The sequence below is a fragment of the Aeromonas sp. 603404 genome (assembly GCF_049171775.1).
Taxonomy (GTDB): Bacteria; Pseudomonadota; Gammaproteobacteria; order Enterobacterales; family Aeromonadaceae; genus Aeromonas; species Aeromonas veronii_A.
Map to the genome: position 1 here is coordinate 72,366 of NZ_JAAKPE010000012.1, position 21,519 is coordinate 93,884.

Sequence of the window (21,519 nt, forward strand, 5' to 3'; positions counted from 1 at the left end):
TGACCGCCACATCCGGCCATAAAAAAAACGGCGCCACTCAATGAGTGACGCCGTTTTTTCGTTAAGCCGTGTTAGCGAGCCTGAATTGGCGCCGTCACGTACTTGAACAGGAAATCAGTCACCTCTTGGCGCGCCGGGCGCTGAGGTTGATTGATCATCTGCATCATCACATAGCCAAAACCGGTCAAAGAGCGGGCCAGATCCTGTGCTGACAGCACGCTGGTGATCTCCCCTGCATCCATGGCGGTTTGCAGCTCGCTGGCGATCAGCTCAAGGCAGTGATCGAGCAGCCGGGTATAGCGGGGCCATACCTCTTCCCGAACCGATGAGCTCCACTCCAGCCAGATACCGGCATAATCCGGTTGATCGTAGGCGGCATCGACAGAGAGGCGTACATGACGCTGGATCTTGTCGAAAATGGAGCCCTGGTCACCGTATGCCTGCGACAGCATTTGGTTCACAAAGCGTTCGATCTCGGCCAGCACCTCATCTACCAACTCCTCGCGGGTGTTGAAATAGTTGAAGACGGTAGCCACAGAGACCTTGGCCTGTTCGGCTATCTCGGCGTGACCTGCACGGCCAATGCCGCGACGGGAGAACACCTCGATGGCACATTCCATCAATTGGGAGCGACGAGCTTCCGGCGACAGCCGGGTACGACGTCTTATTTCTGCGCGTGGTTCCATAGTTTTTATCATCTAATAGTTATTGATTATGGTGTTTATAGTATTTTAACTAATCATGCCTGAGTGCCTGCTAACTCTATCAATTAAAATAAGCCGATAAAAGCACCACGTATCTCTAGCACCCTTCAACATGAGTGGTAGAATCATCGGTTTTGATATTCATGAACGGCCAAATCCCCTTTGGCCTTATGGGAGTAAGTGATGAAACACACCGTCGAGGTGATGATCTCCGAGGCTGAAGTAGCCGCCCGGATCGCCAAATTGGGTGAAGAGATCACCGCCCGCTATCAGGGTTCTGACGAAGTCGTGATGATTGCGCTGCTGCGCGGTTCCTGCATCTTCCTGGCCGACCTCTGCCGCCAGTGCCAGCTGCCCATCACCCTGGACTTCATGACCGCCTCCAGCTACGGCTCCGGCATGCACAGCACCCGTGACGTCCGCATCCTCAAAGATCTGGACGACGACATCAAGGGCAAGGATGTGGTGATCGTGGAAGACATCATCGACACCGGTTACACCCTCAACAAGGTGCGCGAGATCCTCTCCCTGCGCGAGCCAAAATCCCTGGCCATCTGCACCCTGCTGGACAAACCCTCCCGCCGCGAAGTGCAGGTGCCGGTCGACTGGATTGGCTTCGCCATCCCAGACGAATTCGTGGTCGGCTGTGGCATCGACTACGCCCAGAAGTACCGCAACCTGCCGTTTATCGGCAAAGTGGTACCCCAGGAGTAAGCCAGGTTCAGGAATATCACGGGTGAAGCGGCCTTGCGCCCTTTACTCTGTGCAGGCGGCCTTGGCCGCCTTTTCTGTATCGAGCCGGATTCAACCATCACAGAGGTTGCAATGAACGCACTGGAAATCAGCGGCCTGAAAAAGACCTATCAGGGGGGCGTTGAAGCCCTTAAAGGCATCGATCTTACCGTCAGGCAGGGGGATTTCTTCGCCCTGCTCGGCCCGAACGGCGCGGGCAAGTCCACCACCATCGGCGTCATCAGCTCGCTGGTGAACAAGAGCGCCGGCAAGGTGAAGGTGTTTGGCTACGACATCGACAGCGATCTCGAACAGGCCAAGGCCCAGCTCGGACTGGTGCCGCAGGAGTTCAACTTCAGCCAGTTCGAGAAGGTGATCCAGATTGTCACCCATCAGGCCGGTTTCTACGGCGTGCCCAAGGCGGAAGCCAAGATCCGCGCCGAGAAGTACCTTCGTCAGCTCGATCTGTGGGAGAAGCGCGACATGCCTGCCCGCACCCTCTCCGGCGGCATGAAGCGCCGCCTGATGATCGCCCGCGCCCTGATGCACGAGCCCAAACTGCTGATCCTCGATGAACCGACCGCCGGGGTCGATATCGAGATCCGACGCTCCATGTGGACCTTCCTCAAGGATCTCAACGAGCAGGGCGTCACCATCATCCTCACCACCCACTATCTGGAAGAGGCCGAGATGCTCTGCCGCAACATCGGCATCATCGACAAGGGTCGGCTGATCGAGAACACCAGCATGAAGAATCTGCTGGGCAAGCTGGGTCGCGAGACCTTCCTGCTCGACCTTGCGCCAGGTTCTGCCGTACCTGAGGTCCCAGAGTTCAACGGCCGTATGCCGGATGAACGTACTCTCGAGGTGGATCTCGACAAGAGCCAGTCACTCAACAGCCTGTTCGAGCAACTGTCGAACCAGCAAGTGCAGGTCGTGAGCATGCGCAACAAGGCCAACCGGCTGGAAGAGCTGTTCGTCAATCTGGTCGAAGAGGGGAGAAAAGCATGAATCTGGCCATCTATTACATCGCCTTCAAGAGCATTCTGGCCAAAGAGGTAAGCCGCTTTACCCGGATCTGGATCCAGACCCTGGTGCCACCGGCCATCACCATGAGCCTCTACTTCGTCATCTTCGGCAACCTGATCGGTTCGCGCATCGGTGACATGGGCGGTTTCACCTACATGGAGTTCATCGTGCCCGGCCTCATCATGATGTCGGTGATCACCAACTCTTACTCCAACGTCGCCTCCTCCTTCTTCAGCGCCAAGTTCCAGCGTAATATCGAGGAGATGCTGGTGGCGCCGGTGCCCAACTACGTCATCATCGCCGGTTACGTGGGCGGAGGCGTGGCACGCGGCCTCTGTGTAGGCCTCATCGTCACCCTAGTGTCGCTGTTCTTCGTGCCGCTGCAGATCCACCATCTGTTCAGCGTCTGCTTCACCGTGCTGCTCACCGCCATCCTCTTCTCGCTGGGTGGCCTTATCAACGCGGTGTTTGCCAAGACCTTCGACGACATCAGCATCATCCCCACCTTCGTGCTGACACCGCTCACCTATCTGGGCGGAGTGTTCTACTCCATCAGCCTGCTGCCCCCCTTCTGGCAGGGTGTCTCCCAAGTGAACCCCATCATCTACATGGTGAACGCGTTCCGTTACGGTTTCCTCGGTATCTCCGACGTGCCACTCGGCACCGCCTACCTCATCATCATCGGCTTTATCGTGGCCCTCTACGGTATCGCCTGGTGGCTCATCTCCCGCGGCACCGGCCTGCGCCACTGATGACCAGAACGGGCACCTCGCGGTGCCCGTTTTTTATTCCCCCTGTAGCCCCTTCAACCTGCCAGCCCCCTTCCCAATAACCAGCCTGTCATTAAGGAGTTACCTGACACCTTGTGATCCACCGCAATTTTCGAATTACCCCCAAAGGTATAATTCTCGCGGTTGGATGTGCCGTCACGGATGGCCCGTCCGTCTCTTCATTTCTCTCATCAGGGCAGGATCGCCTATGTCACTTATCACCGAGTTGCCAGCCATATTCGATAGTTTTTCAGATGCCCGTCGGCAGGGCTTTCTGGCTGTAATGGCACTCAAGGAGCGACAGATCCCCCTGATCGGTACCTACTGCACCTTTATGCCGCAGGAGGTGGCGATAGCCGCCGGCGCCGTGGTGGTATCGCTCTGCTCCACCAGCGACGAGACCATCGAGGAGGCCGAAAAGGATCTGCCCCGCAACCTCTGCCCGCTCATCAAGAGCAGCTACGGGTTCGGCAAGACCGACAAGTGCCCCTACTTCTACTTCTCCGATCTGGTGGTAGGGGAAACCACCTGCGACGGCAAGAAGAAGATGTACGAGTACATGGCCGAGTTCAAACCGGTGCATGTGATGCAGTTGCCCAACCGCGCCGATGACGAGGCCTCCCGCACCCTGTGGCGCAGCGAAATCGTCCGCTTCAAGGAGTTGCTGGAGCAGCAGTTCGGCAAGCCCATCAGCGAGCAGGCATTGCGAGACGCCATCGTGCTGAAAAACCGCGAGCGCCGCGCGCTGGCCGATTTCTACCGGCTGGGCCAGCTCAATCCGCCGGCACTCAGCGGTACCGACCTGCTCAAGGTGGTCTATGGTGCAACCTTCCGCTTCGACAAGGAGCAGCTCATCAGCGAGCTGCAGGAGATGACCCGCAGCATCAAGGTCGAGTATGCCGAAGGCAAGCGGCTTGATGCCCGCCCGCGCATCCTCATCACCGGCTGCCCCATCGGCGGCGCGGCCGACAAGGTGGTGCGCCTTATCGAGGAGCACGGCGGCTGGGTGGTGGGTTACGAGAACTGCACCGGCGCCAAGGCGACCGAGCAGTGCGTCAGCGAAGAGGGCAACCCGTTCGATGCGCTGACCGACAAGTATCTGGCCATAGGCTGCTCCTGCATCTCTCCCAACCACCAGCGCATGAATCTGCTGAGCCAGATGGTGGAGGAGTATCAGGCGGACGGAGTGATCGATGTGATCCTGCAGGCTTGCCACACCTATGCGGTGGAGTCGCTCGCCATCAAGCGCCATGTGCGCGAACGCCACGGTATCCCCTACATGGCAGTCGAGACCGACTACTCCAGCGCCGACAAGGGACAACTGGCGACCCGGCTGGCCGCCTTTATCGAGATGCTGTAAGGAGGCGCCGTGTCACTCTCCATCGGGATTGACTCGGGCTCCACCGCGACCAAGGGGATCCTGTTCGACAGCCGGGATGGCGGGCGTATCGTCCGCCGTTTTCTGGTGCCGACCCCCTTTCGTCCGCTGGCTGCCATCGAGCAAGGCTGGGAGGAGCTCTCGGCCGATTTGCCCCAACGACCTTATCTGACGCTGACCGGCTATGGCCGGGATCTGGCGTCGTTCGCCGATCGCCGAGTCACCGAGATCTCCTGCCACGGGCTGGGCGCTCGCCTGCTCTGCCCATCGGTACACACCGTCATCGACATCGGCGGGCAGGACAGCAAGGTGATCCAGCTCGATAGCGACGGCAACCTCACCGATTTTCTGATGAACGACAAGTGCGCCGCCGGCACCGGTCGCTTTCTCGAGGTGATCACCCGCACTCTGGGTGCTCGGGTCGAGCAGCTTGACGAACTGCTGCAAGGGGCCGAGCCCCACGACATCAGCAGCATGTGTACCGTGTTTGCCGAATCGGAGGCTATCAGCCTGCGCTCGGCGGGCATTCCGGCCGAGTCAATCCTGGCCGGTATCGTCCGCTCCATGGCCCGGCGCAGTGCCAACTTTATCGGCCGCCTCGGCGCCCGACCGAGCGTACTCTTTACCGGCGGTGTCAGCCACTGCGCCACCTTCCGCCACTATCTGGCCGAAGGGTTGGGCTGCGAAGTGGCCACCCACCCGGATGCCCAGTTTGCCGGTGCGCTGGGTGCCGCCCTGTTCGGCGCGCGCGCCAGCACGGGAGGCAAATCATGAATCAGGAGTTTCTCTACCTGTTCCACTCTACCCTCGGCACGGTCAGACTGCGCAAGCGGCTGGAGCAGCACGACCAGTCGTTTCGGGTCTGCGACGTGCCGCGCCTGCTCAGCGCCGGCTGTGGCCTCGCCATTCGCCTCCACTGCCCGCCAGATGAGTGGCAACAGTGGTGTCAGAACGGTGAAACCGCTGCCGTCTTTCGCTGCGAAGCGGACGGCGACTATCAGGAGCTGGCCCGCTATCCGGCCGATAGCCCGGACATGGCGAAGCAAACGCCTGTGGCTGGCAGTCGGAGTCATGGATGATAAAGAGCTCTCCCATGGCCGTTTATCTGCGCATGCTGGCCAATCTGGCGCTGGGGGGATTCTTCCTCGCCTCCGCCGGGTTCAAGCTGATATCCTCCGCCCTGTTTGTCGAACAGATCGCGGCCTTCGGACTGATCTGGCCACCGCTGATCCCGTTCGCCGCCTGGGGGCTGATCGCGCTGGAGCTCTGTGCCGGGCTTGCGGTCATCGCCAACCGGCGCTGGGGACTGTGGCTGGTGATCGGGCTGCTCGCCCTGTTTATTCCGGTGTTGGGCTATGGCGTTGCCATCGGGCTCGACATCTCTTGCGGCTGTCTGGGCAGGGCTGACCTCAGCTCATTGCCGGAGGCCATTGTGCGGGATCTGCTGCTACTGACGCTTGCGGGCGCCCTGCTGCGAACTTCCCGCCCCGTTTTTCCCGTACTAAAGGAGTAGTGACATGATGACATTGCGATCCCGCACCCTGCTGGCCTCGCTGATCGCCGCCAGCTTTGCCCTCACGGGCTGTGGCGACAACCAGTTCGAGCAGGAGGTGAAGCTGGAGCAGTCGGCGGTGCAGCTGGCGCAAGAGACACAGCAAGGGGGCTATCAGCTGCTGACCGTGGCCGAGCTGAAGACCCGGATGGACAAGGGCGAGGAGCTGGTGATCATCGACACCATGCCCTATGAGGACTCCTACAAGAAAGAGCACATCCCGGGCGCCAAGAACTTTGTCTTCGTGAAGGAGGCCAAGGCCGGTGACAACTGGAGCGAGATTGTCGAGGGGAACGGCACGGCGGAGCAGTTCCAGGCGCTATTGGGTGAAGACAAGTCCCGTCCTGTGGTGATCTACTGCGGCTTCGTCAAGTGCGGCCGCAGCCACAATGCCGCCGCCTGGGCGGTAACTCAGGGCTATCAGCAGGTCTATCGGGTGCCGGGCGGCATCTTTGCCTGGAAAGGCGCCGGTTACACCGTCTCTGCCGAGTAACCGCGTTTGCTCACAAGGCAACACAGCCGATATGAAAGAAGCCCGCAACTGCGGGCTTCTTTCATATTGGGCAACACTCGGGGTTAGCTGGCGGCCTGCACCTGCGGCTGCTCCGCTTGGGCCAGCTGTTGCTTGCCCAGCAACCGCTTGGTGATCATCGCCGCCATGATGGAGCCGTTGACGTTGAGAGCTGTGCGGCCCATATCCACCAGCGGCTCGATGGCGATCATCACCCCCACCAGCGCGATGGGGAAGTTGAGGGTGGAGAGCACGATCAGCGCGGCGAAGGTGCCGCCACCGCCGACGCCAGCCACCCCGATGGAGCCCAGCGCAATGACCGGCAGCAGAGTCAGCAGGAACAGGGGTTCAAACGGGTTGATGCCGAGCATGGGGGCAATCATCGCCACCATCATGGCCGGATAGATGCCGGCACAGCCGTTCTGGCCGAGGTTGGCACCGAACGAAGCGGCAAAGTTGGCGATGCTGGAGGGCACGCCAAGACGTTGCTGGGTCTCGATGCTGAGCGGGATGGAGGCGGCGCTGCTGCGGGAGATAAAGGCGAAGGTGAGCACGCCCCACACTTCCCGCAGATAGTGCAGCGGGTTCTGACCGATCAGCAGCAGGATCACCATGTGCACCGCAAACATCGCCAGAATGGCGACGTAGCAGACCAGGATAAAGCCGAGCAAGCTGAGGATCTCGCTAAGCGGATAGTGGGCCACCACCCGGGCGATCAGCGCCATCACCCCATAGGGGGTGAGCGCAATCACCACCCGCACCATCTTCATCACCCACAGTTGCAGGGTGTCGATGGCCACGGCGGCGCGAGCACCCGCCTGCGGATGCTCCGCCTTCAACTGCAGCAGGGCAACCCCCGCCAGCACGGTAAAGATCACCACGCCGATCACCGAGAGGCCGCGGCTACCCGCCATATCGGCGGCAAAGTTGGTGGGCACCAGCGAGAGCAGCAGGGCCGGCAGAGTCTGGGCACTGTCGATGGTGCTCATGCTCTGTTGCAGCGCTGCGCTGTCGCTGCCATGGCTCAACAGCCCCTCGGCAGTGAGGCCACTCAGATGGGTCACCGTCATCCCCACCACACCGGCGATCATCACCAGGGTCAGCATGGAGCCGATCAGCACGGCGCTGATCTTGCCGAGGGACTGGGCCTGCTCCAGCTTGTTGATGGCAGAAAGGATCGAGGTGAACACCAGCGGCATCATCACCACCTTGAGCAGGCTAACATAGCCGCCGCCGATGATATTGACCCACTCCAGGGTCTGCTGGACGCCGGCATCATCGGCACCCCACCCCAGTTGCAGCGCCAGCCCGAACAGGGCGCCAAACAGCAGACCCGCAAGCACCTTGCGCGAGAGCGGCAACCCGGTGGGTAACCGGGTGATAGCAAAACAGAGCAGACAGAAAACAAGCGATGCAATCAGGACAAACATCATGAATACCTGTAGCGGCCATCAGGCCGAGAGTGGATTGAAACAAAGGAGGATGCGGGCAGGGCCGCAGAACAAAACGCCGGGATGCAGGAGAGTGCAGGCGTGAAAAAGCAGCGGACGCCCGGGAAGGCGCCCGCTGGCAATCGGGGGAATTACTTCTTTACGGTGACGACGCGGTTGTCGATAAGACGGGCCTTGCCGAGATACGCAGCCATCAGGATCACCAGCTGCTCGCTCTCGTCGGTAGCAGCTTCGAGGTTGGCGGCATCGACGATGTCGATGGCATCGGTGCGAAAACCGGCGTTGTCGAGGCGCTGGCTGGCCTGCGCCACCAGGGAGGGCAGGTGGTGGTCACCCGCTTCAATCTGCTCGGCGATCCAGTTCATGGTGCGCGCCAGCTCGGGGGCAATGGCCCGCTCGGCGGCAGTCAGGTAGCCGTTGCGGGAAGAGAGCGCCAGCCCGTCTTCGGCCCGCACGGTGGGCACGCCAACGATCTCGATGGGCATCGCCATGTCGGCCACCATCTTGCGAATAAGCGCCAGCTGCTGGTAATCCTTCTGGCCAAAGCAGGCCACATCAGGCTGCACCAGATTGAACAGCTTGGTAACGACTGTACTGACCCCGCGGAAGTGACCCGGGCGCAGCGCCCCCTCCAGCAGATTGGAGAGACCCGGCACCTCGACGAAGGTCTGGCTCGCCAGCCCCTGCGGATACATGATCTCCGGGGTCGGGGTGAACACCATATCGACCCCGGCCGCTTCCAGCGCAGCGCAATCCTGCTCCAGAGTGCGCGGGTAGTTGGCAAGATCCTCGGCCTTGTCGAACTGCATCGGGTTGACGAAGATGCTGACCACCACCTTCTCGGCGTGGCTGTGCGCCTCTTTCACCAGCGTCAGGTGGCCCTGATGCAGGTTGCCCATGGTGGGCACGAATGCGATGGCACGCCCTTCACGGCGCCATTGGCTGATCTGCTCACGCAGAACGACGGGATTATTTACGACCAACATCAGCAGTTCACCTTCCGATAAATCAAAAAGAGAGACGGGTTGCATCTACCGGTAGCACTCGGGCGGGATGAAGCACGAAAATGGCTATCAGCAGTTCACCTTAGATGAATCAATAAGATACGGATTAGCTATACGGGTTAACTGTGCGAGGCTGAGAAGCAGAGACGGGGGCCGCAGCCCCCATCATGCAACTGCCAGGGTCAGTTGAAGCTGTGCTCCGGGCCGGGGAAACTCCCCTCGCTCACCTGCTGCACATAGAGGCGGATGGCGGCACGCACATCGCCGGTCTCGGCCAGGAAGTTCTTGGTGAACTTGGGCACATAGCCAGAGGTGACGCCAAAGGCATCGTGCATCACCAAAATTTGACCATCGGTCGCGGGGCCGGCACCAATGCCAATCACCGGGATGCGAAGCGCCTTGGTGATGCGCTCGGCCAGCGCAGTGGGCACACACTCGAGCACCAGCAGCTGGATACCGGCCGCTTGCAGTTCGAGGGCCTGGCGGTAGATCTCCTGCGCCTGAAACTCGTCACGCCCCTGCACCTTGAAGCCGCCAAAGACATGGACGGATTGCGGGGTGAGACCGAGGTGACCACACACAGGCACCCCGTTGCGGGTAAGGTGACGGATAGAGTCACAGAGCCAGTCGCCCCCTTCCATCTTGACCATGCGGGCACCGGCCGCCATCAGGCGGGCAGCGTTCTGGTAAGTCTGCTCGGGGGTGGCGTAGCTCATGAACGGCATGTCGGCGACCACCAGTGCCTTGCTGGCACCGCGCGCCACACAGCGGGTGTGATAGACCATCTCATCCATGTTGACCGCCAGGGTATCCTGACCCCCTTGCAGCACCATGCCCAGCGAATCGCCGATAAGCAGCACGTGGGCCCCCTCGTCGTCGAACAGCTTGGCAAAGGTGGCATCATAGGCGGTGATGGCGGTGAACTTTTGACCTTCCTGCTTCATCTTCAGCAGGCTGGCGGTGGTGATCTTGCTCATAGAGGCTCCTGTACGTCTGCACGCGGGGCAATGATGGCCAAATCATTGTGCGGGCAGCGGGCAACCAGTCGGGCGAGCGGGGTGCCGCAGGGCAGCACCAGAGCAGGCGCAATTTCGGCAAGAGGCAGCAGCACGAACTCCCGCTCCTTCATGCCGTAGTGGGGTACGATCAGGCGCTCATGGTTGATCACCTGATCCCCATAGAGCAGCAGATCGAGATCCAGAGTTCTCGGCCCCCACCGCTCATCTTTGCGCACACGTCCCTGTTCCAGCTCGATTTTTTGTAATTGATCCAGCAGCGCAAGGGGTGCGAGCCGGGTGTTGAGCCGGACCACGGCATTGACGTAGTCCGGTTGGTCAGCAGGCCCCATGGGGCGGCTGCTGTAAAACGACGAGGCCTGCACCAGCACAGATTCCGGCAACCTTGCCAGGGCGGCAACGGCGCGACGAGCCTGACCCAGCGGATCAGACAGGTTGGAACCAATGGCGATGAAGACCTCGGTCATCACGTCTGTGGTCACTCGGCCGTTTTCGGTTTACGACGGCGCGGGCGGCGGCGGTTGCGGCTGTTGCTGCTGCGCTTCTCGCCATCTTGGCTACGGGCTTCGCCGGCCCGACCGCGCTCACCGCTGGCCGGGCGACGGGTCGCTTCACGCTGCAGTTGCGGGCGCACATCCGGATTGGAGGCAACATAGCGCTCCCACCAGCTGGCCAGCTCGCCGAGACCGCGCTCGACCCGGTTGCGCAGCAACAGGAAGTCGAACGCCGCGCGGAACTTGGGATGCTCCATGGCGCGCTCGGGATGCTTGCCCTGACGACGGGTCAACCGCTGTTGCAGTGCCCAGATGTCGCGGACATCGGTGGTGAAACGGCGGGGAACGGCGATGATCCGCACCTGATTGTCCAGCACCTCGTTGATCGCCAGCATGAACGCGTCATACCAGGGCAGGCCGCTCTCGTTCTCCAGCACCCGACCACGGGCCTCGACGCAGCCCCACAGCAGGGTGGCGTAGAGGAAGGCGGGAGTGACGCGTTTATCTTCACGAACGCGGGTATCGGTATCGATCAGTGCCTGCTCGATAAACTGCTCGTAGGGCGAGTTGCCGTGCGGGGTAAACAGCGCAGCCACTTGCGGGAAGAGCTGTTGGAACAGGCCATACTCACGCAGCAGCTTGTAGGTCGCCAGACCGTCGCCAGCCAGGAACAGCTTGAGGGTCTCCTCAAACAGGCGGGCTGCAGGGATGTCTTGCAGCAGAGGCGCCAGCTCCTTGATGGGGGCGGCGGTACGCGGGCTGATGGTCATATCCAGCTTGGCGGCAAAGCGCACGGCGCGCAGCATACGCACCGGATCTTCACGATAACGGGTCTCGGGATCGCCGATCAGCTCAAGCTTGCGCTCGGCCAGATCTTCCAGACCCCCTTCGAAATCGTGCAGGGTGAAATCTTTGGCGCTGTAGTAGAGGGCGTTGACGGTAAAGTCGCGGCGCTCGGCATCCTCTTCGATGGTGCCGTAGACGTTGTCGCGCAGCAGCATGCCTTCATCAGACTGGGCCGACACATGTTTGCTGGTATTGACCTGATGGTGGTGACCCCGGAAGGTGGCCACTTCGATCACGTCACGACCAAAGACAATGTGGGCCAGGCGGAAACGACGGCCAATCAGGCGGCAGTTGCTGAACAGCGCCTTGATCTGCTCCGGCGTCGCATCGGTTGCGATGTCGAAATCCTTGGGCGTCTTCCCGAGCAGCAGATCCCGGACTCCGCCGCCGACCAGGTAGGCCTCATAGCCCCCTTTGTTCAGGCGATAGAGCACCTTGAGTGCATTCTCGCTGATCTCTTTGCGCGAAATAGGGTGCTGATCACGGCTTAAGGTACGACGTTGACCGGCGACACGGGCTGGAATGGGGGATTCCACCGACTGCTCGCCGTCTTCCTTGCCGAGCACCTTGCGGCAAAAGTTTGCGATCTGGGAAAAAATGGTACACCTCTTCATGACTTCTAAATTGACGGGAGGCCAAAAAATAGCGGCCTATCATAGCTCACGCCTAACCAAATGAAAAACCGTGCTGACAATTGATCCCGCATGAAACCGTCCGCCAGCGAAAATAGCGGTCAATCTGCACATAGCTCACACCTGACCAAATGAAAAACCGTGCTGAAAATTGATCCCGCATGAAACCGTCTGCCAGCGAAAATAGCGGTCTATCAGCGCCCAGCTCACGTCCTATTACACGAAAACCGGCTCTCTTTACTCTATGTCCAGCGGGATTTTCTCGCTGGCGGGCACCCGTTCGAGCTGCCAGTTAGCGATACCCCACCGGATGATCTCGTCGATCCGGCTCGCCATCAGCTCGGGCGGCGGGCACTGGCCGAGGAAGTGCAGCGCCTGCCACAGGGCCGGTCGCACCTCATCGAGCGCCAGGGCCGGCGCATGGTTCTGCTTGGAGAGCTTGTTGCCATCGGCCAGTACCGCCAGCGGCAGGTGCACCCAGTCGGGCACCGGCGCCCCCAGGGTCTGGTAGAGGGCAATCTGGCGCACCGTGGGCTCCAGCAGATCGGCACCGCGCACTATCTCGGTGATGCCGCTGTCCATATCATCCACCACCACTGCCAGGTTGTAGGCGTAAAGCCCGTCGCGGCGGCGGATAATAAAATCCTCCTCGGCAAGCGCCGCCGGGACCGCGATATGGCCCTGCAAGCGATCGTCGAAGTGGTAGACCGGATGGTGCTGGCGCAGCCGGGCGGCGCAACCTTCGGCCGCAAGCCCGAGGGTGCGGCAGTGGCCGCTGTAGAGACCGCCCGCGGCCATGATTTCTCGCCGGGTGCAGCGGCACCAGTAGAGATCCCCCGCCCGATAGAGCTGGTCGATGATCTCGTCATAACGACTATGGCGCGCGCTCTGGAACATCACCTCCCCATCCCACTCGAGGCCATATGCCTCAAGGGTTTTGAGGATCAGGTGCGCTGCCCCCGCCATTTCCCGCGGCGGATCGATATCTTCGATGCGAACCAGCCAGCGCCCCTGCTGCGCTCTGGCCTGCAAAAAGCTGCCGAGGGCGGCGATCAGCGAACCGAAATGAAGCGGGCCTGAGGGTGAGGGGGCAAAGCGGCCGACATAGGGGCGCACAAGGGGTGAGGACGGGAAATTCACTGGCATGACTATTCGGGTAAGCGATTCATTGAGGCTGCATTCTGGGGCGCGACCGCCAAAAGCTCAATAAAAAAGGGAGCCCGCGAGCTCCCTTTTTCATATACCAGAGGGTCGGGATCAACCGGCCATCTGTTTTTCCTTGATCTCGGCCAGCGTCTTGCAATCGACACAGAGGTCGGCAGTCGGACGGGCTTCCAGACGACGGATACCGATCTCGATACCGCAGTGTTCGCAGTAACCGAAATCATCGTCTTCAAGCAGCTGCAAGGTCTTCTCGATCTTCTTGATCAGCTTGCGTTCACGGTCGCGGGTACGCAGTTCAAGAGCGAACTCTTCTTCTTGCGCGGCACGATCCACGGGATCCGGGAAGTTGGCAGCCTCGTCTTTCATATGGTCGACGGTACGATCAACTTCCTGCATCAGTTGGTTGCGCCAGGCACCCAGGATCTTGCGAAAATGCGCCTTTTGTTGGTCATTCATGTACTCCTCACCCGGCTTTTCCTGGTAAGGCGCGACACCCGCAATGGCCAGGGGGCCCAGAGATTTCCTGTTTTCGCCTGTTGGCATGCCCTGTCTCCTAATTCAGCACGCTACCCGTGCCATCCATAAATTGAGGGCGACATCTATAGCAGAAGGGTAACGGGTAAGCAAACGAGCCGTACCAATAATGTTACCCACTCCAATATTTATGCACTCCCCTCGGGTAACAGGTGACCAGATTCAAACGGGATAAACCCTTGAGCCACCATGCCTTGCACCCCAACATGGGGCCGATAGCATAAAATTTCAACCCCCGCCGCGATTGCCTGCTCAATTAGCAGACTATAGTGCGGATCTATATGGGTTGCAGGGCGCATCCGGCTTATTCCGGAGTGCAACACCATAAAGAGCAGCACGGCCCTGTGGCCCGCCGCTTTCATCGCCATCAACTCGCGCAAATGCTTGGCACCACGGGCGGTGACCGCATCGGGGAAGTAGCCCATGCCAGCCTCCTCCCGCTCGTCGAGCAGGGTGACCGATTTTACCTCGATGTAACAATTGCCCTTTTCGTCATCTTCCAGCAACAGATCGATGCGACTGTTCTCTTCGCCATACTTCACCTCGGTGCGCAACCGGCTGTACCCCGCCAGCGGAGCGATAGCCTCCTGCTCGATCAACTCCCGGGCGATCTGGTTGGCGCGCGCCGTGTTGACGCAGATAAAGTGGCCCGCCGGGCTCTCGGCGATCTCCCAGCTGTTGGGCAGCTTGCGCTTGGGGTTATCGGAAGTGGAGTACCAGACCCGGGTGCCCGGATCGGCACAACCGGTCATGGCACCGGTATTGGCGCAGTGGATAGTGATGACCTCGCCGTTATCGAGTTGCACATCGGTCAGAAAGCGCTTGTAGCGGGCCACCAGCTGGCCCGATTGCAGGGGGGGATCAAAGATCACGGGTTAGCCCTCCGCGCATCTTCTTTTACCCGGGCGCGCAGCGGCCAGCAGGCAAGCGGCTCGTAGCGCACCCCGTCCGGGGTCGAGATGGATTGATAGAGGCAGAACTCATCGGCCTGCAGCAGAAAATTTGGGGCAGGCAGGATGGCAGGCGCCTCGACCGCCTTGCGCGACAGGGTGACATGGGGGCGATAACCCTGCTCGCCATTGCCAAGACGCAACTTCTCGCCGTGGCGGCGCAGCGCCTTTGCCAGCACGGTCAGCTCGTTGGGCCACTCCTTCGGGCCAATCCAGGCAGCCTTGGCCCGGCTGAACCAGCCGGTCTCATCCAGCCTGATGGAGAGCGGCGGACAGTGCTGGCGCTCTACGGCGGCGATCAGGCGGCGGGTAGTCAACTCGTCAGCCTCACCCAGAAATGCCAGGGTCAGGTGGAGGTTGGCTTGCGGCACCGGCTGACCGGGCCAGGGCTGCTGATCGCGCCAGGCGATGAGCTCGGGGGCGAGCTCCTTGACGGGCAGGGCAAAGAAGAGTTTGGCCATGTGGTGATAATGCCTTTTTCACGCTCATTGGATGGGCCCATTCTATGGCAGCCATCCGGCCATGTCTCGCCACCCTCCCGCCCGAGTGACCATCTGCGCACATCCACTCACGGTGGCGCGGGTGGCTGTGGCAGAATAGGCGCCGTTTTACCGGTTGCCACAGAAGGTGCTCATCGCTTTGTCCCAGCTCCCCATCGTTTCGGTATTACCCGAACTCTTTGCCGCCCTCGACAGCCACACCAGCGTGATCCTGCAGGCGCCACCCGGCGCGGGCAAATCGACCCTGCTGCCGCTGGAGCTGGTGCGTCAGAACCGGCTGCCCGGCCGCATCATCATGCTGGAGCCAAGGCGCCTCGCGGCGCGCAATATCGCCACTTTTCTGGCGCGCCAACTGGGGGAGAAGGTGGGCGAGCGCATCGGCCTGCGGGTGCGTGGCGAGAGCCGCACCAGCTCAGCGACCCGGCTCGAGATCGTCACCGAAGGGGTGCTGACCCGTATGTTGCAGCAAGACCCTGAGCTGAATGGCGTCTCGCTGGTCATCTTCGATGAGTTCCACGAACGCAGTCTGCACGCCGATACCGCGCTGGCCTTCGCCATCGAGAGCCAGCAAGGGCTGCGCGATGACCTAAAGCTCTTGGTGATGTCCGCCACCCTGGATGGCATGGCACTCGAGACCTTGTTGCCGGATGCCCCTGTGGTTCGCTCCGAGGGGCGTGGCTTCCCTATCGATTACCACTACCGCCCCGCCAACCGCCAGCAGTGGCTGGAGCCGCAGGTCGGCGCCGTGGTGCTCGAAGCGCTGGCCGAGCAAGATGGCAGCCTGCTGGTCTTTCTGCCGGGACAGGGTGAGATCGAGCGGTTGGCGCAATGGTTGGCAGACAAACTGCCGGACGACGTGACCCTCGCCCCCCTCTACGGCCGCCTCGACATGGCGGCGCAGCAGGCAGCCATCGAACCGGCGCCTGCCGGCCGCCGTAAGCTGGTGCTCACCACCAATGTGGCGGAGACCTCCCTCACTATTGAGGGGATTTCGGTGGTGATCGACAGCGGGCTGGAGCGACGCGCCTCATTCGATCTGAAAAGCGGTGTCACCCGACTGGAGACCCGCCAGATAGCCAAATCCTCCGCCACCCAGCGAGCCGGTCGCGCTGGTCGCCTCGGCCCCGGTGTCTGCTACCGGCTCTGGAGCAGCGAGGTGCAGGAGCGGCTCGCCGAGCAGAGCCCGCCAGACATCCTCACTCAGGAGCTGACCGGCCTGCTGATAGATGCCGCCCAGTGGGGCGCCAAGGTAGAAGATCTGCCGCTTCTCGATATGCCTCCCGCCGCCGCGGTGGCCAGCGCCCAGAGGTTGCTGGTGGCCCTTGGCGCCATGAAGCCGGAGGGTGAGCAACAACTCACTCCCGCTGGCCGCGCCATGGCCGCCTTCGGTACTCACCCTCGCCTCGCTCGCATGCTGCTGCGCGCCCGCGAGCTGGAGTCCGAGGGTCTGACAGGGATTGTCGCCGATGCCGCTTATCTGGTGGCGTTGCAGGAAGAAGATCTGCGAGGATCGGAGCGCCTCTCTGTGCTGTTCCACCGCCATCAAAACGCTCTGCGTCAGGGGGCGGCCCGCTGGTTTGAACGGCTTGGCGTGCGCCCTGCCAGTGCGCAGGGTCAGTGGCTGGGGCTGCTCTGTGCCCTCGCCTGGCCGGATCGCATCGGCAAACTGCGTAGCGGCAGTCGTTATCAACTCAGTGGTGGGGTGAGCTGCGATCTGGTAGAAGGTCATCCCTGTCAGGGACAAGGGGCCCTCATCGCCATCGAAATGGGGCAGAACGATCGCGGCAGCCACATCTTTATCGCCGAACCGATAGAGCTGGATGAGCTGGCGCGTCTGCTGCCGGAGCTGGTGAGCGAACGGCAGTGGTTCGACTGGGATGAGCGGGAAGAGCGGGTGCGCGCCGAGCGCCAGCAGGTGATCGGCGAGCTGGTGCTGAGCCAGCGACCGCTGACCGAACTCTCTGACGAGCAGAAAGGGCGCTGCCTGTTGCAAGGCATTCGCCGCAAGGGGCTGCATGTACTGCCTTGGGACGAGAGCAGCGAAGGGCTGCTGGCCCGCCTGCGCTGCGCCCGCGACTGGCTGCCCGATGAGGGGTGGCCCGCGATGGATGACGAGAGCCTGCTGGCCACGCTGGAACAGTGGCTGCTGCCAGCGATGAGCGGTATGACCCGGCTGGAGCAGCTGAAGAGGCTCAATATGAGCGACATCCTGCGCCAATCCCTGCCCTGGCCGTTGCCCAAACGGCTGGACGAGGCGCTGCCGAGCCACTTTGCGGCACCGACCGGCAGCCGGGTGCGGATCCGCTATCAGCTAGGGCAGGCACCGGTGATCCCGGTGCGCATTCAGGAGATGTTCGGGCAAGGTTCGACCCCCTGCGTGGCCGATGGCCGGGTGCCGCTGGTGGTGGAGCTGCTCTCCCCCGCCCAGCGACCGCTGCAGATCACCGCCGATCTGGCTGCCTTCTGGGCTGGCTCCTACGAACAGGTGAAGAAAGAGATGAAGGGGCGCTATCCCCGCCACTACTGGCCGGATAATCCGCTGGAGGCGATGCCGACCAAGGTCACCAAGAAGAAGATGGGCATCTAGGTTCGGCGGGTTAATCCCGCTCGAACGTTCGCGAATGCGACATAACAAGTAGAAAGGAAAGCAAAGAGGATTTATGGCAACCCAACGACGCAAGCGTGCCCCCAAGAAGGCAGCGCCCAAACGCACCATCTGGCGCAAGCTGTTCTGGCTTGGCTTCAAGCTCTCCCTGGTGGTGGCGGCCTTTATGGTGGTGTTTGGCATCTACCTCGATACCAAGGTGCGCGAGCGCTTCGATGGCGAGAAGTGGCAGCTGCCGGTGATGGTCTACAGCCGCCCGCTGGAGCTCTACCCCAGCCAGCGCCTGTCGCGGGACCAGATGCTGCGCGAGCTCAACATGCTGAGCTACAAGCAGGTGCGCCAGCCTCACACGCCGGGTGAATATACCATCAACGGCAACCGCATCGAGCTGATTCGCCGTCCATTCGAGTTCTATGACGGCGCCGACGGAGCCCGTGGCCTGCGCCTCACCTTCAACGGCCCGCGCCTTGAGGGGATCCAGTCGCTGGAGAACCAGCGCCAGCTCGGTTACGCCCAGATGGACCCGGTGCTGCTCGATCGCCTCAATACCGAAGATCGGGAAGATCGCCTGCTGGTGCGTATCGCCGAAGTGCCCGACAGCCTGCTGGTGACCCTGCTCACCACCGAAGATCGCGACTTCTACCAGCATGGCGGCGTCTCGCCGGTGGCCATCATGCGCGCCATGTTCGCCAACCTGATCGCGGGTCGCACCGTGCAGGGGGGCAGTACCCTGACCCAGCAGCTGGCCAAAAACTTCTTCCTGACCCGTGAGCGCAGCCTGTGGCGAAAGCTGCAGGAAGCCTATATGGCGGTGCTGATCGACTATCGCTACAGCAAGGACGAGATCCTCGAGTCCTACCTCAACGAGGTCTATCTGGGGCAGAACTTCTCGCAAGGGGTCTACGGCTTCGGGCTTGCCTCCTACTTCTACTTCGGCATTCCGGTCAACGAGCTGGATATCGATCAGGTCGCCCTGCTGGTCGGTCTGGTAAAAGGCCCCTCCTATTACGACCCATGGCGCTTCCCGGAGCGGGCCAAGACCCGCCGTGATCTGGTGCTGAAGCTGCTGATGGATCACGGCAGCCTGACCCAGGCCGAGTATGAACTGGCCAGCCGTCAACCCCTCGGCATCATCGCCCGCGGCCAGATGAGCTACGGCCGCACCCCGGCCTTCATGGGGCTGCTCAAGCGAGAGATCCAGAGCCGCTTCGGCGCCGATCTGCTCAAGCAGTCCGGCCTCAAGATCTTCACCAGCCTCGACCCCATCGCCCAGCACGCGGCCGAGCGGGCGGTCGAATCGGGCCTCGCCGATATCGAGAAACTGCGCGGCAAGAAAAAGCTGGAGGCGGCCATGGTGGTCTCCGACTGGCACAAGGGCGAAGTGGTCGCGCTGGTGGGTGGCCGCGATCCCCGCTACGCCGGGTTCAACCGGGCGCTGGATGCCCGCCGCCAGATCGGCTCGCTGGTGAAACCGGCGGTCTACCTTACCGGTCTCTCAAACGGTCTGACCCTGGCGACCCCGCTCAAAGATCAGCCGATCCGCATTCGCGGTCAGGATGGTCAGGTCTGGACGCCGCAAAACTACGATCGCAAGTTCCGCCAGAGCGTGCCGCTGATGGATGCGCTGGCCAGCTCCCTCAACGTACCGACCGTCAATCTCGGTCTGCAGGTGGGGCTGGAGAAGGTAGTCGACACCCTGCACAAGCTGGGAGTCCAGCAGGAGATCCAGCCCTATCCGTCGCTGGTGCTGGGGGCAGTGGCCCTCTCGCCGCTGGAGGTGAACCAGATGTATCTGCCCATCGCCAATCAGGGACTGACCCAGCCGCTGTCGGCCATTCGCGCCGTAGTCAACGGGGATGGCAGCCTGCTCTATCAGCATGATCAGACCGCCAAGCGGGTCACCGACCAGCAAGCAAGCTGGCTGACCCTGTTCGCCATGACCAAGACGGTGAGTCAGGGCACGGCCCGCGCCCTCAGTGCCAAGTTCCCCGGCGCCACCATGGCAGCCAAGACCGGCACCACCAACGAGCTGCGCGACTCCTGGTTTACCGGGATGGACAACAACGAGCTGGTCAGTATCTGGGTCGGGCGCGACGACAACACCCCGGCGGGCTTGACCGGCGCAAGCGGGGCACTGCAGCTCTTTAGCGGCTACATGAGCCAGCGAGGCGTCAACAGCCTGAGCCTGCAGATCCCGGAGGGGATCACCTGGGCCAACTTCTCCCGTGCCAGCGGCACCCGCGTCACCAGCGACTGCCCGGGCAGCCTGCAGGTACCGGCCAAGACCTCGACTATGGGCTCCCCGACCAGCTGTGCCGGCAGTACGACGCCACGCAGTGCCCTGGATGAGTGGTTCGGTGGATTCTTCAACTGACATCGCGAGAGGGGCTGCACGGGCGGCCCCTCTCCCCAGCCTGCTTACAAGGAGTCATCATGAGCCAGCCGTTGTTTGAGGCTATTCACCACATTGCCATTATCGCCAGCGATTACCAGCGATCGCGCCACTTCTACCACGAGGTGCTGGGACTGCCCATCATCGCCGAGACCCTGCGCGAGGCGCGCCAGTCGTGGAAACTGGATCTGGCCCTGCCGGACGGCAGCCAGCTGGAGCTGTTCAGCTTCCCCTCGCCTTCCGAGCGCCCCTCCCACCCCGAGGCGTGCGGCCTGCGCCATCTCGCCTTTCGGGTCAGCGACCTTGACCGCGTCATCGCCCATCTGCATGCCCATCGAGTCGATGTTGAGCCAGTGCGGGTGGATGAACTGACCGGCAAGCGCTTTACCTTCTTCGCCGACCCGGACGGTCTGCCGCTGGAGCTCTACGAAGCGCCGCGCTGAGCCTGCATCGACCAAGCAATCAGCCAAACAAAAGCCGCTCGGTTGCGACCGGGCGGCTTTTCTTATTGCTTCAGGTTATCAGGCGGTAGTCAGCATAACGACAGCCAGCGCCATCACCATCATGCCAGCCCAGCCGATGGGCTTGAGCCGCTCACCGAAGAAGAGCAAACCGCCCAGCGCCGTACCGACGATGCCGATAGCCCCCCAGGTGGCGTAGGCAACAGCCAGGTCAATCTGGCCGCCACTTACCGCTTCCGAGAGCAGGGTAAAGGCGCCGAGTACCAGCATGATCCCCAGGAAGCCCCACCCCTTGTAACGAAAGCCTTTGGAGCGGTTGATGGCCATGTTGGCGCCGATATCGATCAGTGCTGCCCCCAGTACAATCACAAACGGACTCATGCTGTGGCCTCCGTTTCAACTGACCCGGTTGCAGGCTCATCATGGGTCTCCCCCATGGTCACCATAACAATCCCCACTATCGCGAGAGCCAGGCCAATCAGCTCCTGAACGGTCACATCGTAACCAAGGAACATAACCGACACTATGGTGATCAAGGTGATCCCGAGCCCCTCCCAGAGCGCAAACGCAATACCAATGGAGATTGTTTTGGCGGCTTTTGCCAGCAACCAGTACGAGAAACCGATCAACAGCCACATCGGGATGTAATTCATCCAGCCAGCCCCCTGCTCGGGGATCATGGTCATGCTGGAGGTGCCGGCGACCTCGGTCAAGATGGCGCCGGTCAAAAACAGCCGGGCCAGAAACATACGACTTAATAACATATAGGATGCCTTTGTTGCTTCGACGGGAGA

General features: G+C 61.5%; 23 protein-coding genes. 11 read left to right on the top strand and 12 right to left on the bottom strand.

The genetic code is table 11. From position 1 onward, the window contains the following. Positions 1-71 precede the first annotated feature (71 nt). On the bottom strand, positions 72-686 hold the full coding sequence (locus G5306_RS15520) for a TetR/AcrR family transcriptional regulator (protein ID WP_042079938.1): 615 nt from the start codon (positions 684-686) through the stop codon (positions 72-74). A gap of 201 nt (positions 687-887) precedes the next feature. Here G5306_RS15520 and hpt point away from each other — a divergent pair, with 201 nt between their 5' ends. From hpt to G5306_RS15560, 8 genes are all read left to right on the top strand, one after another. Beyond that, positions 888-1,418, top strand: a complete 531-nt coding sequence (hpt, locus tag G5306_RS15525; RefSeq protein WP_005335618.1) for a hypoxanthine phosphoribosyltransferase — start codon at positions 888-890, stop codon at positions 1,416-1,418. 111 nt (positions 1,419-1,529) lie between these two features. Then, positions 1,530-2,447: an ABC transporter ATP-binding protein gene (locus G5306_RS15530; protein WP_005354634.1), complete on the top strand. Its 918-nt coding sequence runs from the start codon at positions 1,530-1,532 to the stop codon at positions 2,445-2,447. Then, entirely contained in the window at positions 2,444-3,217 is a 774-nt protein-coding gene (locus G5306_RS15535; RefSeq protein WP_019445351.1) for an ABC transporter permease, read from the top strand. The genes G5306_RS15530 and G5306_RS15535 overlap by 4 nt, the downstream gene beginning before the upstream one ends. Before the next feature lie 226 nt (positions 3,218-3,443). Then, positions 3,444-4,595 (top strand): double-cubane-cluster-containing anaerobic reductase, encoded by a 1,152-nt coding sequence (locus G5306_RS15540; RefSeq protein WP_337073495.1) that lies wholly within the window; start codon positions 3,444-3,446, stop codon positions 4,593-4,595. 9 nt (positions 4,596-4,604) lie between these two features. Beyond that, on the top strand, positions 4,605-5,387 hold the full coding sequence (locus G5306_RS15545) for an acyl-CoA dehydratase activase (protein WP_320545803.1): 783 nt from the start codon (positions 4,605-4,607) through the stop codon (positions 5,385-5,387). Continuing rightward, positions 5,384-5,692 (top strand): DUF3343 domain-containing protein, encoded by a 309-nt coding sequence (locus G5306_RS15550; RefSeq protein WP_421209635.1) that lies wholly within the window; start codon positions 5,384-5,386, stop codon positions 5,690-5,692. Before G5306_RS15545 ends, G5306_RS15550 begins: the two co-directional genes overlap by 4 nt. 14 nt (positions 5,693-5,706) lie before the next feature. After that, the gene (locus tag G5306_RS15555; protein ID WP_421172734.1) at positions 5,707-6,126 is read left to right on the top strand and encodes a MauE/DoxX family redox-associated membrane protein; all 420 of its coding nucleotides are present in this window, start codon (positions 5,707-5,709) and stop codon (positions 6,124-6,126) included. A 4-nt stretch (positions 6,127-6,130) separates the two neighbouring features. Next, positions 6,131-6,658, top strand: coding sequence for a rhodanese-like domain-containing protein (locus G5306_RS15560; protein ID WP_421172733.1), 528 nt, complete (start codon positions 6,131-6,133; stop codon positions 6,656-6,658). Positions 6,659-6,741: 83 nt separating this feature from the next. Here G5306_RS15560 and G5306_RS15565 read toward each other — a convergent pair whose 3' ends face one another. The 9 genes from G5306_RS15565 to thpR all read right to left on the bottom strand — a co-directional run bounded on the left by G5306_RS15565 (position 6,742) and on the right by thpR (position 15,228). Next, positions 6,742-8,106 carry a cation:dicarboxylate symporter family transporter gene (locus G5306_RS15565; RefSeq protein WP_421313129.1) on the bottom strand — a complete coding sequence of 455 codons (1,365 nt, stop codon included), beginning with the start codon at positions 8,104-8,106 and terminating at the stop codon, positions 6,742-6,744. 152 nt (positions 8,107-8,258) lie between these two features. Beyond that, entirely contained in the window at positions 8,259-9,113 is an 855-nt protein-coding gene (gene panC / locus G5306_RS15570) for a pantoate--beta-alanine ligase (protein ID WP_335831131.1), read from the bottom strand. Between the two features lie 200 nt (positions 9,114-9,313). After that, positions 9,314-10,108, bottom strand: a complete 795-nt coding sequence (panB, locus tag G5306_RS15575) for a 3-methyl-2-oxobutanoate hydroxymethyltransferase (protein ID WP_128815565.1) — start codon at positions 10,106-10,108, stop codon at positions 9,314-9,316. After that, positions 10,105-10,614, bottom strand: a complete 510-nt coding sequence (gene folK / locus G5306_RS15580) for a 2-amino-4-hydroxy-6-hydroxymethyldihydropteridine diphosphokinase (RefSeq protein ID WP_216980231.1) — start codon at positions 10,612-10,614, stop codon at positions 10,105-10,107. Before folK ends, panB begins: the two co-directional genes overlap by 4 nt. Positions 10,615-10,625: 11 nt before the next feature. Further along, positions 10,626-12,101: a polynucleotide adenylyltransferase PcnB gene (gene pcnB, locus G5306_RS15585; RefSeq protein WP_421172732.1), complete on the bottom strand. Its 1,476-nt coding sequence runs from the start codon at positions 12,099-12,101 to the stop codon at positions 10,626-10,628. Between the two features lie 255 nt (positions 12,102-12,356). Further along, on the bottom strand, positions 12,357-13,265 hold the full coding sequence (gluQRS, locus tag G5306_RS15590; protein WP_421258297.1) for a tRNA glutamyl-Q(34) synthetase GluQRS: 909 nt from the start codon (positions 13,263-13,265) through the stop codon (positions 12,357-12,359). A 111-nt stretch (positions 13,266-13,376) separates the two neighbouring features. Beyond that, on the bottom strand, positions 13,377-13,826 hold the full coding sequence (gene dksA, locus G5306_RS15595; protein WP_005335644.1) for an RNA polymerase-binding protein DksA: 450 nt from the start codon (positions 13,824-13,826) through the stop codon (positions 13,377-13,379). 119 nt (positions 13,827-13,945) lie between these two features. Beyond that, positions 13,946-14,689, bottom strand: a complete 744-nt coding sequence (gene sfsA, locus G5306_RS15600) for a DNA/RNA nuclease SfsA (protein ID WP_019444756.1) — start codon at positions 14,687-14,689, stop codon at positions 13,946-13,948. After that, a complete protein-coding gene (thpR, locus tag G5306_RS15605) occupies positions 14,686-15,228 on the bottom strand; it encodes an RNA 2',3'-cyclic phosphodiesterase (protein WP_236373814.1) in 543 nt (180 codons plus the stop codon). Before thpR ends, sfsA begins: the two co-directional genes overlap by 4 nt. 178 nt (positions 15,229-15,406) lie before the next feature. Here thpR and hrpB point away from each other — a divergent pair, with 178 nt between their 5' ends. The 3 genes from hrpB (at position 15,407) to G5306_RS15620 (ending at position 20,707) form a co-directional block, all read left to right on the top strand. After that, positions 15,407-17,854 (top strand): ATP-dependent helicase HrpB, encoded by a 2,448-nt coding sequence (gene hrpB / locus G5306_RS15610; RefSeq protein ID WP_421313116.1) that lies wholly within the window; start codon positions 15,407-15,409, stop codon positions 17,852-17,854. Between the two features lie 73 nt (positions 17,855-17,927). Next, the gene (gene mrcB, locus G5306_RS15615) at positions 17,928-20,246 is read left to right on the top strand and encodes a penicillin-binding protein 1B (protein ID WP_421206901.1); all 2,319 of its coding nucleotides are present in this window, start codon (positions 17,928-17,930) and stop codon (positions 20,244-20,246) included. A 59-nt stretch (positions 20,247-20,305) separates the two neighbouring features. Then, the gene (locus tag G5306_RS15620; RefSeq protein ID WP_181497083.1) at positions 20,306-20,707 is read left to right on the top strand and encodes a VOC family protein; all 402 of its coding nucleotides are present in this window, start codon (positions 20,306-20,308) and stop codon (positions 20,705-20,707) included. A gap of 78 nt (positions 20,708-20,785) precedes the next feature. On the opposite strand, the gene G5306_RS15625 is transcribed toward G5306_RS15620, so the two are convergent. Both G5306_RS15625 and G5306_RS15630 read right to left on the bottom strand, forming a co-directional pair. Further along, positions 20,786-21,106 (bottom strand): SMR family transporter, encoded by a 321-nt coding sequence (locus G5306_RS15625; RefSeq protein WP_005335659.1) that lies wholly within the window; start codon positions 21,104-21,106, stop codon positions 20,786-20,788. After that, positions 21,103-21,489, bottom strand: a complete 387-nt coding sequence (locus G5306_RS15630) for a DMT family transporter (protein WP_216979466.1) — start codon at positions 21,487-21,489, stop codon at positions 21,103-21,105. The genes G5306_RS15625 and G5306_RS15630 overlap by 4 nt, the downstream gene beginning before the upstream one ends. Positions 21,490-21,519 lie beyond the last annotated feature (30 nt).